The sequence below is a fragment of the Acaryochloris sp. 'Moss Beach' genome, assembly GCF_021497025.1.
GTDB lineage: Bacteria > Cyanobacteriota > Cyanobacteriia > Thermosynechococcales > Thermosynechococcaceae > Acaryochloris > Acaryochloris marina_A.
Genome location: NZ_CP071717.1, coordinates 5,655,002 through 5,669,249, shown reverse-complemented (window position 1 = coordinate 5,669,249; position 14,248 = coordinate 5,655,002). Strand labels below are relative to the sequence as shown.

Annotated in this window: 11 protein-coding genes and 1 pseudogene; all 12 read right to left on the bottom strand. The window is 47.2% G+C overall.

Annotation, left to right across the window (positions count from 1 at the left end; all coding sequences use genetic code 11):
- Nucleotides 1-28 precede the first annotated feature (28 nt).
- Nucleotides 29-1,585 carry an ABC transporter permease/substrate-binding protein gene (locus HRE53_RS26420; RefSeq protein ID WP_235108592.1) on the bottom strand — a complete coding sequence of 519 codons (1,557 nt, stop codon included), beginning with the start codon at nt 1,583-1,585 and terminating at the stop codon, nt 29-31.
- Nucleotides 1,586-1,680: 95 nt separating this feature from the next.
- Complete coding sequence (locus HRE53_RS26415) at nt 1,681-2,658, bottom strand: ABC transporter ATP-binding protein (protein WP_235108591.1); 978 nt, start codon at nt 2,656-2,658, stop codon at nt 1,681-1,683.
- 187 nt (nt 2,659-2,845) lie between these two features.
- Complete coding sequence (gene glsA, locus HRE53_RS34985; RefSeq protein WP_396133472.1) at nt 2,846-3,724, bottom strand: glutaminase A; 879 nt, start codon at nt 3,722-3,724, stop codon at nt 2,846-2,848.
- Between the two features lie 141 nt (nt 3,725-3,865).
- Nucleotides 3,866-4,789: pseudogene (gene glsA, locus HRE53_RS34980) on the bottom strand (glutaminase A); the annotation flags it as partial.
- Nucleotides 4,790-5,022: 233 nt separating this feature from the next.
- Nucleotides 5,023-6,270, bottom strand: a complete 1,248-nt coding sequence (locus HRE53_RS26405; RefSeq protein ID WP_212666041.1) for a trans-aconitate 2-methyltransferase — start codon at nt 6,268-6,270, stop codon at nt 5,023-5,025.
- A gap of 82 nt (nt 6,271-6,352) precedes the next feature.
- Nucleotides 6,353-7,843: an asparagine synthase B gene (asnB, locus tag HRE53_RS26400; protein ID WP_255801041.1), complete on the bottom strand. Its 1,491-nt coding sequence runs from the start codon at nt 7,841-7,843 to the stop codon at nt 6,353-6,355.
- A 500-nt stretch (nt 7,844-8,343) separates the two neighbouring features.
- Nucleotides 8,344-8,982: a GMC oxidoreductase gene (locus HRE53_RS26395; protein ID WP_235108588.1), complete on the bottom strand. Its 639-nt coding sequence runs from the start codon at nt 8,980-8,982 to the stop codon at nt 8,344-8,346.
- On the bottom strand, nt 8,972-9,892 hold the full coding sequence (locus HRE53_RS26390) for a GMC family oxidoreductase N-terminal domain-containing protein (RefSeq protein WP_235108587.1): 921 nt from the start codon (nt 9,890-9,892) through the stop codon (nt 8,972-8,974). The genes HRE53_RS26395 and HRE53_RS26390 overlap by 11 nt, the downstream gene beginning before the upstream one ends.
- Before the next feature lie 50 nt (nt 9,893-9,942).
- A complete protein-coding gene (locus HRE53_RS26385) occupies nt 9,943-10,983 on the bottom strand; it encodes a VOC family protein (protein WP_235108586.1) in 1,041 nt (346 codons plus the stop codon).
- Nucleotides 10,984-11,156: 173 nt separating this feature from the next.
- Nucleotides 11,157-11,555 (bottom strand): DM13 domain-containing protein, encoded by a 399-nt coding sequence (locus HRE53_RS26380; RefSeq protein WP_235108585.1) that lies wholly within the window; start codon nt 11,553-11,555, stop codon nt 11,157-11,159.
- A 132-nt stretch (nt 11,556-11,687) separates the two neighbouring features.
- A complete protein-coding gene (gene fbp / locus HRE53_RS26375) occupies nt 11,688-12,683 on the bottom strand; it encodes a class 1 fructose-bisphosphatase (protein ID WP_235108584.1) in 996 nt (331 codons plus the stop codon).
- Between the two features lie 12 nt (nt 12,684-12,695).
- Nucleotides 12,696-14,246 carry a glucose-6-phosphate dehydrogenase gene (zwf, locus tag HRE53_RS26370; protein WP_235108583.1) on the bottom strand — a complete coding sequence of 517 codons (1,551 nt, stop codon included), beginning with the start codon at nt 14,244-14,246 and terminating at the stop codon, nt 12,696-12,698.
- Between the last annotated feature and the right edge of the window lie 2 nt (nt 14,247-14,248).

Here is a 14,248-nt window from a genome sequence, read left to right as displayed (position 1 = left end):
ATATAAATTGTAAATATATTACGCTTCCCTAGAGTGATTCGAGATGGCGCTTTAAATCCGAGATCGATGTAATATTCAGTTTCTTAGTATCTTCAGTACGCATCATTAAAGCATAACTATTATTAAACCCGAAGGACGCCAACCACTCCACATCATGGCGTTCTTTTGATACCTTCTGAACATACTTGAATACTTCTTCTCGATCTTGCCCCATGTTTTTGAGGGTTGTTTCGTCTGCTTGTAAAATGACCAACAAACCAGTCCCAGTATACTCAGGATAAAGATCAATTGCGCCCTTCTTGAGAGCATCAAAACAGATTTTTGTACCTGCTAACCCAGTTTTTAGTTCCACATCAAGGTCAGTTGAATTTTCAATTACAATACCCATCATTTCTGCTAGAAGATATTGTTCAGTAAAATTCTTAGACCCAATGACAATATCTGGTTTCCCCTGGCGATCTATCGTTGTTTTGAAACCTGACTGTTTGAGAAAATCCTGTACCACTTTTTGAGAGGGTTCCTTGAGCCGATCAACCCGATCATTTAATTTGATCATCGTTTCATCCGACAAGGCTTCGGCTAATTTTGCTAACGCAGGCTGCAATTGGGGATACTTCCGTAAGGTTGCCCCCCGCACTAGGGGCGCAGCATAGTAGGGCGGAAAATACTGTTGGTCATCTTCCAAGACAGTGAGATTATACGCATCAATTCTGCCATCCGTCGTAAAGCCACTGACGACATCTACCTTTTTCTCCCGAATGGCTTCATACATGAGACCCGGATCAAGTTCGACCGAGTCTAAGCTCAGATCATAGTGCTGTTGCAAACCTGGATAACCATCTGCACGTTCTACAAATTCAGAGGTAAACCCTGCCTTGAGAGGTTGAGGACGCAGGCTTGAAAAAACGATTTGGGACAGCAACAACAGGAAAACAAGGGTGACACTCACCAAGATAGGTTTGAGTAATCGTAAAACCCTGGGCTGTAGAAGACCCAAACCGAAATCCAACAGTATGGCCAAGGCCGCAGCAGGAATAGCCCCTGCCAAAATCATGTCTACGTTGTTGAGGGCAATTCCCCGAAAGATAAAGGTTCCTAATCCCCCAGAACCAATCAGAGCAGAGAGCGTGGCAATGCCTACTGTTGCCACTGTTGCCGTTCGAATTCCAGCAAAAATGACGGGCATAGCGAGGGGCAATTCTACCTTCAACAAAATTTGTCGGTTCGGCATACCCATACCTTTAGCTGCCTCTGTCACCGAACTATCCACCTCCTCAATCCCCGTATAGGTATTGCGAAGAATCGGAAGCAGAGCATATAAGAATAGAGCGACAATGGCAGGCGTAGAGCCAATCCCTAATAGGGGCAAGAGAAAGCCCAACAAGGCCACACTGGGAATAGTTTGGATAACGCTGACAACACCAATCACTTGATTCGCTGCTTTTGGATAGCGAGTCAAGATTAAACCTGTACTCACCCCAATCAGAATAGCTATAGTGGTCGAAATGGCCGCCAACACTAAATGAGTGAGAGTTTGTTGGAGAATCTCCTGTTGGTGACTGATGAAAAATTGCCAAAGCTGCATATCAATTTGGAAAAAAGCAGGGTTTATCTAGGAAACTTGCTGACCAGTTTACGGAACTGAGTAGCAATCGATACCATTTCAGGCCTGAGATCGACTCAGACTACTTGAAATGTTTTTTTGTACTGATAGAACGCTAGTAAGAGATCCTCACAACTTGTTATTTGCCGAGACTGGTTGTCAGGATCAATCATCACAATTCGAGACGCCTTTGCTGCAGAGGCTCCTGCAATTTCTAGTACCTCTAGTAAACTTTGACTCGTTTGATAAACTTCCGCTTGGCTTTCTCTATCTTCGCTATGGGGTAGCCAAGGGAGTAGGTCCTGTAACCGTGTCACTTGCAATTCCAACTGAAAGCGATTGGTTTGAAAGAAATCACGTACAAAATCATTGAGTCCGGCAAAGATTAGATCCTTTGGGGTGCCAATCTGTTGAATTTCACCCTGGTCCATCAGGCAAATGCGATCGCATAGGGTGATGGCTTCAAAAACATCATGGGTGACAAGAACCATCGTTTTCTGCAACAAGCTCCCCAGACTCTTGAACTCCTGTTGGATCTGGCGGCGAGTGATTTGATCTAGGGCCCCAAAAGGTTCGTCCAGGAGAACGACTGGAGGATTGGCAGCTAAGGCTCGGGCCAGACCCACCCGCTGTTGCTGGCCTCCACTAAGTTCATGGGGATAGCGCTGAGCAAACTGATCGGGAGGCAGTCCGACCATTTCCAGTAATTCTGCGGCCCGTTGACCAATCCGTTTTTCCTTCCATCGCAACAAGCGAGGTACCACGGCAATATTGTCAGCAACGGTGTAGTGGGGGAAGAGGCCGATGTTCTGAATTACATAGCCAATATGTTGACGCAACTGTTCTGGCGGCGACTGGCGGATGTCCTTACCACCAATCGCAATACGCCCAGAGGTTGGTTTAACTAGGCGGTTGAGCATCTTTAATGTCGTTGTCTTGCCACAACCACTCGTGCCAATCAAGCCCAACGTTTCCCCTTCGGCAACCCGGAACGAGATCGCATTCACGGCCGAAACGTTGTTGTAGTGCTTGGTTAGTTCGAGGACTTCAATCATTGTGTATTCTCAGCATTATTACTTGGCTTCGATGCTCTCCGACCCTTACCCACCCCTTTATTGCTTGACATATTCTAGGGTCAATAAAGGGTAGACCAATTGTAGTTCGATAATATCGGTCCGAGGGCAAAATACTACATTCAACGGGAACTATTACCCAATTTGCCAGCAACGGCAGCGGTCACTTCTATTTACCGAGAATATGCAACTGAAAACGGCGAGCCAGTTCTTCGCAAACTTTAATACCTCGAATACTATTTCCTCGCTCATCCAGAGGAGGTGAGAAAACAGCAATACCCAATTTCCCAGGAACCACCCCAATAATGCCACCGCCCACACCGCTCTTGGCAGGGAATCCGACTTGATAGACCCACTCACCAGCAAAATCATACATGCCACAGCTATACATAACACTGAGAAGATCACGTACATAGTCAGGCTGAATCGCTTTTTCCCCAGTGATGGGATGAGTGCCATTATTCGCCAGCGTAGCCCCCATTACAGCCAAATCGCGACAGTTGAGTAGCACCGAACATTGTTGAAGATAGAGGTCAAGAATTTGGCTGATATCTCCATCAATCATGCCAAAATTACGTAATAGATAGGAAATAGCCCAGTTGCGATCTCCGTTCATCCGTTCGGAGATGAAGGTTGGCGTATCGACAAACACCTGGTGGCCAGCGTAACGACGATACATCTCCAACAGGCGATTCAGGCGAGTCGCAGGTCCCTTGCCTTTAATTAAACTAGTCGTGGCAATGGCCCCGGCATTGATCATCGGATTGTAGGGTCGCTTAGTTTTGCTTTTTAGTTTAATAATCGAATCATAGGCATCTCCGGTCGGCTCCACATCTACTTTCTCAAGAACAGCATCCCGTCCCCAGTCTTCCAAAGCCAAGCCATAGGCAAAGATTTTGGAAATCGATTGAATTAAAAAAGGAACCTGCCAATCTCCAACGGAATAAACCTGGCCTGACACCGTTGCTACACTAATTGCAAAGGAATCGTGATGGTGTTGCATCAAGTCCGGTTCGCTAGTGTAAATCGTTCCCTCCCGATCAGGCAGAAACTGTTCGTATAGCTCTTGTAAACACTCTTTCCATGCTTCTTCTCCAATAATGTCTATCTCTGAAGCAGAGCCGACTAGGAAAGACGAAGAAGAACTCTCGGGTTTTACCCGTGCATCTGGTGTTTTTCGAACACCTGTTTCGAACATATGGAGTTGAAATTTTTGGGAAATCTCCTCAAAGACCTTAACACCCCGCCAGCTTTTCCTATGGCTTCCTAAAGGTGGAGAGAAAATAGCAATCCCCATTTTCTGAGGGATTACACCGATAATTGCCCCAGACAAGCTACTCTTAGCTGGAATTCCTACTTTATAAGCCCACTGTCCAGAAAATTCATATAGCCCACAGGTATACATAATACTCAGGACATGCTGGACATAGCGGGGGTCAAGAGCTTGCTCTCCCGTCAAAGGGTTGATACCACCGTTTGCTAGCGTCGCTGCCATCACGGCTAAATCCTGGCAAGTCACCAAAAGCGAACACTGCTGGAAATAGAGATGGAGGATTTCAGCCATATCCCCCTCAATCAAGCCAAAATTAAACATCATATGAGCCAGGGCTTGATTCAGATGATCTTGGCTGCTCTTGGAATGGAAGGCCGCGGTATCAATATTGATCTCTCGCCCGATAAAGGTATGAAACAACTCAAACAAGCGTCTAGATCGTTCATCCAAACTGTCCCCATCAATCATGCTCGTGGTAACGATTGCCCCAGCATTCACGAGCGGATTATACTGACGCCGAGAAATTTCTTCGGCTTCAATCAGAGAATTGAACGGATCTCCCGTTGGCTCTACGCCAATACGGCTGAGAACATATTCTTCCCCCCAGTCTTCTAAGGCCAAACCATATACAAAGGGTTTGGAAATGGACTGAATTGTAAATGGCTGTAGGCTGTCGCCTAGGTGACACTGCTGCCCATCTACACCGACAGCAACAATCCCAAACCAATCAGGATTTGCCTGTGCCAGCTCTGGAATGTAAGAAGCAACAACCCCCTGTTTACAGGGTTGATAGTGGTGGTGTAAGTGTTCAAGAAAAGTAGAGAAGGATTCAAAGTCCATCAATTGAGTTCCAATCGCCAATTTTAGCTTTTGAACAGTGCATCAGAAGGGAGTTCTGACTCAAAAAATTCTTCCTCAACCCTTACCCTTACTAGACTTGTCTTCTATCTCACCTCTAAGTACTTTTGCTCCAGATATATCAATGGTTTTGACTACAGATACAACACTCCCGAATAGAAAGTGTTGTATCCCTATGATTCTCCTTGCAGATTACGTTGATCTCATCGCAGAAATCATTTTTTAAGCTGCAAAATTGCAACTAAACCGTGGCCACAACCACTCCCTCGTTGCATATCATATTCTAGGGTCCGCAAAGCATAACCCAATTGCGGTTCGATGATATTAGCACGGGGATCTCCATACCACATCCAACCCACATCAGCTATCACGCGATCCATCGTCATCAATGAAAACTGTAGTGGTTTTGGAAAGTCATTCCATCCTTTCAATTCTGGCAAACAAAAGTTATGGCAAAGCCGATGTTGGCAATACTCTACTAAAGTATTCCAAGATTTCATTAACTGTTGCAACCGAGGTGTAATTTGAGGGTGGTCAGGAACATCGAGATCTAAGATTAAATCTCCCAGGTCGGTACGCAAGTAGTCTTCATGGAGGGAATTAATCAGGCGGCGAATAGGCTTGAGAGCGGGGTTGTACTCGTGTGTATCGGTGTGGCGGCCAACGAGGATTGAGCGATCCATCATATTGACAACTTCCAAGCCTGTTCCAGTTGCAGCAGCCAATTCGTCAGCTAATTGTTTAACTTCCGAGCCTGCCCAAAATCGGAGTGGAAAACTTTCAATATCAATTTCCTGTCGGGCTGTTTCCGAGTAGAGATAACTCATCGTGTACTGACGTACTTTTTCTGACTCTGATTCTGCTGACCAAAAATCCGGCCATTCAATCGAATAACGCCCAATCAAATCAAGAACGATGAGGCTACCGTCATGGCCATGTTCACAGACATCGGTTAGCAGCTTCACTAAATCCTGTCGCCCCAAGTGAGAAAGAGACCCGTAGGATGAGAAATAAATATCAAAGGGCTGTTCTTGCTTGATCTTGCCCAATCCCTCTCGTAAGTCTGCTTGGGCAAATTGCAACTGGGGCTTGTCGGCAAACAGAACTGAGCCTTTCTCCACCATTGCCTGACTGATATCCAGTCCTAAATAGGTGGAAATTTCATCTTCATTCAGTACTCGCTGATGCTGAAGGCCCAAATCTAGATCACGGCGATCTATTTTGGTCAAGATTTGGTAACCTTGCCCAGCACCACAACCCAGATCGCAAATGCGAACCTTTTGCCCAGCTTCGCGTTTGCGATCGACTAGGTGGGTGAGACATGGGCGAAGAGCTATGCGGGTCAGCTGATCTTCCCAGTAGGTGCGGACATTATCGTATTTGCCAAATAAGTTACCGACGTAAAGGTCGTACTTACCTTCTCTAACTGCCTGGGTATAGGTTTGTTCTCCGACCGATTGCATCTAGTATTCTCTTGTAGTGGATAACAGCTGACTTTATATCTTCTTTTGACCTCGCAACTTTTTTTGATATCTTTTGCTGAGGTCAATGCAAAGTTCCTTCCCATCGTCCCATAACTTTAGCAGCGTCTGGATGAGGGAAATGCTGGTGGAAGATACCGTAATAGAATAGCTCTTCTTGGGTATTGACCGGAAATCCTTGTATCTTTGCCTCTACGAGTGCTTGCTCGGTGATCACTGCTTTAGCGTGTTTTTCCAAGACCTCAGAAGAAGCACAGCCTTGAGCAAATTCCATTTTTTCTCGCCAGACAATTTCATGGGGTAGCAAATCTTCAAAAGTCTTACGTAGCAACCATTTTTCAATCCCAAAGGTCGAGAAAAGTTTAAGATGAGGATCAATTTGTAAACATAGCTCGATAAAATCGATATCCAGAAAAGGAACTCGACCTTCTAAACTATGGGCCATCGTCATGCGGTCCACTCGTTGCAAATTCAGGTTATGTAATCCTTCTAGGATAGAGATCGATTCCTGATGCAGTGCCCTAGGATCATCGTAGTCGGCAAGATAGCTATAGCCCGCAAAGAGTTCGTCAGCCCCTTCTCCAGACAGGACAACTTTGACATATTGGCTAGCCAGTTTAGAAACGATGTAGCAGGGGATGGCACTCCGAACTAAGGCAGGATCATAAGACTCTAGATAGTAGATAACATCGGCAAGTACTGCCTGCATTTCCGCTTCGGAATAAACATATTCATGGTGAATGGTTCCAACATGATCAGCGACCAAACGAGCAGCCTTCAAATCAGGCGAATTAGGCAAGCCGACTGAGAAGGAGTGTAATTCAGACACATGCTGTTTCATTAATGCCGCAATAATGCTTGAATCTAGTCCCCCGCTCAAGAAAACACCAACAGGAACATCAGACATGAGTCGCTTCTGGACGCTTCTAGACAAGGTTTGGCGAAGGGCGACCTGGATAGCCTCTTGATCTTTCTGAAACACCGTCACATCAGGAAGGTTGTAGTAAGGAACCAGGCCTGCTTGGGAATGGTAGAAGTGGCTACTGGGAACCTCCTGAATGTGTTCGGCGCAATGAACTAATGCTTTTACTTCTGAGGCAAAGAATTTATGTTCACCCGCTGTAGCGTAATAAAGGGGTTTAATACCCATACGATCCCGGCCTGCTAACCATTGCTGACCATCGCTGACCACGAAACTAAACATCCCATCTAATTGTTGGATGAGATCATTGCCAAAGGTCTGAAATAAGGGGAGAAGAACTTCGCTGTCCGCCTGAGTCTGAAAAGGGTAGGAAGGACAATGGCTATCTTGAAGATCTCGGAAATTGTAAATCTCGCCGTTACAAATGCTGTAGAGTTTTTCCTCTGCCGTTTGCATGGGTTGGTGCCCGCCATCCACATCCATGATGGCAAGACGCTGATGTCCCAACATCCAGTTGTCGCCTTGGAGAATTCCTTTATCGTCTGGCCCTCGATGCACAATGGTCGATAGCATAGATGAAAGATCGAATTGGGCCGATGAGTCAGGGCCAAAAACGCTTAAAATGCCGCACATAGAAATCCTAGTGATTACAGAACAATGTAAGTTGTTGGTTCAATTTCTCTATCAAAGCGTATCGGAGGATGATTTACCTAAATCTGAGGGGTGACTCTTAGACTTGGCTTCAAACCGACTTGTAATCAAATTTATGCTTTTTCCCATGCTGACAGAATCGCTACATGTTTAATTCTACCGGTAAGTTCCTTGCAGAGAGCTTTTCTAGCGATTATGTCTCTTGGCTTCTCGGTGAACCTATTCCTCTGGCTGAACTCATCAGTCCCTCAGAACTTTTACTTGAACCGATCCGAGCTGATGCACTGATTCTATTAACTTCTGAGGAATAAGTATCAACACTGAGTATCCAAGGTTTCTATTGAGAATTTCAGAAAAACTCAGTTCTTGAAATAGTTGATTTTTCATTGAAAGGTCAAGAAAACCTCATTTAATGGTCAATGATACTGAGAATAACGATCTTAGATACTCAGTACTGACACTGTCCAATCATCAACAAATTTCTATAATCTTTGGCTTTTGATATAATCGGCAACCCTGAGGGTCTGGGCAATGATAGTCAGAGTGGGGTTAACCGCTCCTGCTGAGACAAAGAAACTGCCATCAGTCACAAATACATTGTCCAATTCATGGGGCTGGCAATAGGGATCGAGGACGGACTGACTGGCATCTGTCCCCATCTTCATCGTGCCCATGGTGTGTCCAAGGGGGATGCCCACCATGCTGCCTAGATACAAGTCAACAGCGTGAGTACCGGGATGACAACCCACACAGTCGAGGAAATCAGTGAGCCGTTTCTTGAGCTGATTCGCAGGCTCGACATTATTGGCCTGGTAGTCAAAGACAACTTGGCCTGAACTGTTGTAAGAAATGCCGTTTTCGACTCTGGGTAAGTCTTCACTTTGCAGCCAGAAGTCTAAGGAATGTGAAGCCATTTCCGCATGGGTCATGCCTAGTAGTGGTTCTGGGGACTCTAGTTTCATCAGGGCTTCATTAAAGTTTCCCAGCATTTGAATCAAACCCATCGGATATTTAAAATCCTGATCTCCCCAATAGTAATCAGCCAGGGCTAGGGTCTTTTCAAAGGTGGCATCGTTCGGCGTTTTGCTGATGGCAATTAAGGTGGCGTTGTTATGCCCCATAAAGTTGCGACCGACTAGACTTGTCGAGTTGGCAAGGCCGTTGGGGTGATGGGTCTGTTGCGATCGCAAAAAACAGCAACGCTGATCCCAAAGCCCCCGCTGCCACAATCACCAGGTCAGCAGCATACTCGATGGTTTCTCCAGCGTCCGTCTTTACAACGACTGTCTCTATCCGGCGACCAGAAGCATCGGTGACAAGGCGGTCTACAGGGCTATTAGTTTTGAGGGTCACATTGTCATAGGTCAGAGCTGGACGAATGCCCACAATATGGGAATCTGCCTTAATTTCATAGGGATCGGGATAGCCATCGAATTGCGGCCATAAATCCAAGCTACTGGTAGCTCCGTCTTCTCCGTCATGGCCCATGCGCATGCCCATAGGAATGGGGAACGGATGCAGGCCCTGATTGGCTAGATCGTCGTTGAGTCGTTGGATTCGTGGTTCATGTTGGAGGGGTTCATAGGGATAGGGGGAACTGCGCTGAGGTTCTGTAGGGTCTGCGCCGTCTTCACCGTGAACGTAATACCATTTTTCACCGATGGCATAGTAAGGCTCTAGATCGGCGTAGGAAATAGGCCAAGCTGGGGAAAGGCCATCATAATGTTCAACTTCTTCGAAATCCTTTTCTCGCAGACGAAACAGAGCAGATCCATAGAACTTGGTATTACCGCCCACATAGTAGTGGGGATGACTGGGTCTAAAAGGCTGGTCCTGGTGATACCAGGTGTCATTCGGAGTGTATCGTTTCTCCACCCAGTTCACATGGGGATCAAAATTGTCTATCTCCCGGGGAACAAATCCGCCTTTTTCTAAAATCAAAATGCGTTTCCCTGTGGGAGCTAATGCTCTAGCCATGGTGCCGCCCCCCGCACCCGTACCAATGATGATGATGTCGTAGGTGTTATCCATAGTGCGTCTCCAAAGGATTAGGTATTAGATGTTTGCGAGGCATAAAGGGACTAGGGCTGGACAATACGAAGGACATGTCCATCGGGATCTTTGACTAGAAACCCTTTATGAAAGCCCAGTTTGTTTGGGGGCAGGGTGATCACTCCAGGGGAGATGAAGGTTGCTCCTCCCTGACGAAGTTGGTCTGCAGCCTGCTCGATATTTTTAACCTGAATAATGGTGGTCCAATGCCAGAGGTCATCTGCTTTGCTATCGATGGGAATGGGTCGACCATTGGCAGGGGCTAAATAATCTAAAAATTCGACACCAGGGCCTGTGGGGGCTTTGAGGCCACTAATCAGGAGTCTGGCCCCAAAAACATTGTTGAGGTGTTCCTGTTCTGTCCCGAAGTTTTCGCTTTGGCCTGCGAGTTTGAGACCCAGAAGATTTTCATAAAAATTACGACTGGCTTGGGTATCGGAGGTTGCGATCGCAGTATGATCAATCCCCAAAAACAATTCCTCCGTCGGCTCTTGCCAGCGTGGATCCCCTTTGTCGGGTGGGAAGAAAATGATTTCTAAGTTGTGGCCATCGGGGTCCCGAAAATAAAATGCTTCAATCCCTGCCGCTGCTGGAATAGAGTCTGGGAGTTTTTGGGGACCTGTGGAAGCGTGCTGAACCTTATGTTGCCGCAGGAGCTGATAGGCCGCATCCATGTCCCGCACCACAATCGCCATGTGTTGAAACCAGAGATCGTTACTGCGAGAATCAACAGGAATGGGGCGCCCCCCAGGCGTTAGGTAGTCAATTAGCTCAATGCTTTCCCGCCCCAACTGCAATTGCACAACCCGCATTCGCAAACCAAAGACGCCTTGCAACCGTTCATATTCCGTCCCCGTCACCTCGGTATCTGAGACTTTTTTGAAGGGCAATATTTTTGTATAGAATGCCAAAGCTTGGTCCATATCCGAGACCGTGAGACTAACCCCTTTCACGGCCACTAGATTTTTCTGAGCTGCAGACTGAAGCAATTGAGGGTCTGCTGCAGTCCTTTCTAGAACGGCTTGACCGAGTACTGGAGGGTGGAATCTGGCAGCCTGACTGACCAGCACACCACTTAATAATAAGGATGTATAAAAAACTGATTTTTTAAAAGCATAGTAGCTGGATCGAGAGCAATAAAGGTTACTCGTTCCAAGAAATTCTAGGATTTATCAGAAATCGGGCCGACTAATAGACCCCAAAATCCGTTGGAACAAGCTGCAAGTAAGGCAATACTGTCCCGTTAGAATTTTGCTTCTGCCAAAGGCACGCCAAACTTTTCGCACCAAATGGTTACTTCATCAAAGTTACTGATATCAAGGGTGGCAGGTAGCCGATAGATTTGCTTGCCATTATCAAGGTTGAGACCTGAAAACGTACTGGTTTCAACAAAAGAATCCTGACTCGAAAAGCCCAACCGGGGATCAGGAGCACCATCGAAGGAGAAGTCTTCACCCAGAACGAGGTAATAGACTTTGCCCTTTTTAACAATCTCAACTTTGCCACTGACGGCATGATCGCTTTCCCCTGTAAAGGTGGCAGATTCAACCACCGTTGCCCCCTCTAAGACATCAGCGGCCCACACTAATGTGGGTGTGAACGTAAGAATGGCAGCGGCTGTGATTAAAGATTTCGTAATCATGGTTCAAGTCTCTTCCTTGTGTATCGTGACTGTGAGCTTATGGCTAGGGGCTTAAGTTTTACTGATGGCACTCTGAATACTAGTTAAGCAATCACCTCATTACATCTGAGAAACCCAATTTATTAGAGGTATCTAGGGTGCTTTCCCTTGCTCCAGAAAGGTTTGGTATAGATCAACAGCAGATTGGCTGCCAATCACCAGGGGCGACCGCTGGTGAATAGAGGTCACTTCTAGCTCCATAATTCGAGCTTGGCCGGAAGTCGCCCTCCCCCCTGCTTGTTCCACCAAAAAAGCCAATGGCGCACATTCATACAACAACCGCAGCTTGCCGTCGGGTTGATCCTCCGTGGGGGGATAAAAATAGAGTCCTCCCTCTAGTAAACAGCGATGGACATCAGCAACGAGGGCACCGCTATAGCGGAGGGTATGGGCTGCATGAGACTTGCGATCGCCTAAGTAATCCGCAAAGTTTTGAATATGGGGATGCCATTCCTGGTAATAGCTCAAGTTGGCACTATAGGTCTTGCCTGTTTCAGGACAGCGAATATTCTCATGGGAGAGGAGGAATTCCCCCAAACTCGGATCAAGGGTAAACCCATCAACCCGGCTGCCAGTGGAATAGACCAACATCGTACTGGTGCCATAGAGGACATAGCCCGCAGCCACCAGTTCTGTACCGGGCTGCAGGGCATCCGCTTCGGTACTGCAATATCCAGTCGTTTGACGGCGATAGATACCAAAGATTGTACCGACAGCACTGCCTGTATCGGTGTTAGAGGAACCATCTAGAGGATCGGTGCAGAGAATATATTGGGCCTGCTGGCCGCATTCAATCAACTTCACCTGGTCGAGTTCTTCGGATGCGATCGCAGCCACCAAACCGATGTTAGAAAAAGCATCAATCATGATCTGATTGCTAAACACATCGAGCTTTTTTTGAGCATCTCCTGTGGCATTTTTCTCACCGACGAGACCTAAATTTCCCACTAGGGCGGCTCGACTGATTTCCTGGGCCAGCACCTTGGCCGCAAAGCCCATCTGGGTCAACAAGATGGAGATTTCAATCGGCTGCTCAGAGCGTCGATGCTGTTGCCAGAGATGCCCGTTGAAGGTGGTAGGAAGATTCATTTCTTTTTCCAATTAACTGCAAAACTGAGGACTGGTGCTGCGCCATTGACGTCCATCTCGTGCCATCAATTCTGTAGCTGCTTGAGGTCCCCAACTCCCAGCCCCATAGTTCGGAAAATCTCTGCTGGGGAGGGCATTCCACACATCTAAAATCGGCGTAACGACCTGCCAGCCCAACTCCACATTGTCGGATCGTTGGAATAGAGTGGCATCGCCAATCATGCAGTCATATAACAAGGTTTCATACCCAGTGGTTGGGGTGGAATCAAAGTAGTTGGCATAGCAAAAGTCCATATTGACGCTGCCCATGCGGACCTTAGGGCCAGGCACTTTGGCCCCAAATTGAAGACTGATGCCTTCATTGGGCTGCAATCGGAGGACTAAAAAGTTATCGGTCAGCTGATCAATGGAAGTCTCCCGAAATAGCAGGGAAGGGACTCGCTTGAACTGAATCGCAATTTCACTGACTCGCTCAGGCAGCCGTTTGCCCGTGCGCAGATAAAAGGGCACTCCCGCCCATCGCCAGTTATCAATAGTGAGCTTAAGAGCCGCAAAGGTCTCCGTATTCGAGTCTGGAGACACCCGAGATTCTAGTCGATAGGCCGAAACCGGCTGTTCCTTCATCAGACCCTCGCCATATTGTCCGCGGACCGCACAGGTGAGAACCTCTTCTGCCGTGAGGGGTTCGATGGCCTTGAGAACTTTAGACTTCTCATCCCGAACCGCATCTGCCTCAAAAGAGACCGGTGGCTCCATGGCCGTGAGCGCTAAGAGCTGAAACAGATGATTTTGCATCATATCTCGCAGGGCACCTGAACCTTCGTAGTAGCCCCCGCGACTCTCAACCCCCACCTGCTCAGCAACGGTAATCTGTACATGATCAATGTAGCGGTGGTTCCAAACAGGCTCAAATAGGCCGTTACCAAACCGAAACACCAAAATATTCTGAACCGTTTCCTTACCTAAATAATGATCAATGCGGTAGATTTGCGGTTCGGTGAGGACCTGACCAATGGCTTGATTTAATGCCTGGGCAGAGGCTAGATCCTGGCCAAAAGGCTTTTCAAAAATAATTCGTCGCCACTGATCAGAGGTTTCCTGGACGAGGCCAGCTGTACCGAGCTGCTGGGTAATCTCCGTAAAAAAGGTCGGGGCCGTGGCGAAATAAAAGAGATAGTTGCCCTGGGTGCCAAAGTCTTGATCGAGCTGCTGTAGTTGTTGAACTAGATGACCATAGGTCTCTGGGGCCTGAAAGTTACCCGCTAGGTAATGAAGCCGGGGCTCTAGCCACTGCCATAAATCTGCTTCCAGTAAATCTGAAGCAAATTTCTGTAAATTCTGGTGAATTTGGGTGCGAAATGCTTCGGTTTGAATTGGGGTGCGGCCAATCCCTAGGATGGCGAAGGAATCCGGTAGGAGTTTGTTCTGGGCTAGGTTATGGAGGGCCGGAATTAACTTCCGTTTGGTTAAGTCTCCAGCAGCTCCAAAAATAACAATGATGCAAGGGCCAACTGCTTGAATGGGATCAGTCGCGTTTAAGCTGGGTGCTGTGGCAGTGATCATTA

Coding starts and splice junctions, on each gene's coding strand:
- HRE53_RS26415 (WP_235108591.1), bottom strand. CDS start 2,658: ATGATTGAAGTCCTCGAACTAACCAAGCACTACAACAACGTTTCGGCC.
- HRE53_RS26420 (WP_235108592.1), bottom strand. CDS start 1,585: ATGCAGCTTTGGCAATTTTTCATCAGTCACCAACAGGAGATTCTCCAA.
- asnB (WP_255801041.1), bottom strand. CDS start 7,843: ATGTGCGGCATTTTAAGCGTTTTTGGCCCTGACTCATCGGCCCAATTC.
- HRE53_RS26395 (WP_235108588.1), bottom strand. CDS start 8,982: ATGGGGCATAACAACGCCACCTTAATTGCCATCAGCAAAACGCCGAAC.
- fbp (WP_235108584.1), bottom strand. CDS start 12,683: ATGAATCTTCCTACCACCTTCAACGGGCATCTCTGGCAACAGCATCGA.
- zwf (WP_235108583.1), bottom strand. CDS start 14,246: ATGATCACTGCCACAGCACCCAGCTTAAACGCGACTGATCCCATTCAA.
- HRE53_RS26405 (WP_212666041.1), bottom strand. CDS start 6,270: ATGCAATCGGTCGGAGAACAAACCTATACCCAGGCAGTTAGAGAAGGT.
- HRE53_RS26390 (WP_235108587.1), bottom strand. CDS start 9,892: ATGGATAACACCTACGACATCATCATCATTGGTACGGGTGCGGGGGGC.
- HRE53_RS26380 (WP_235108585.1), bottom strand. CDS start 11,555: ATGATTACGAAATCTTTAATCACAGCCGCTGCCATTCTTACGTTCACA.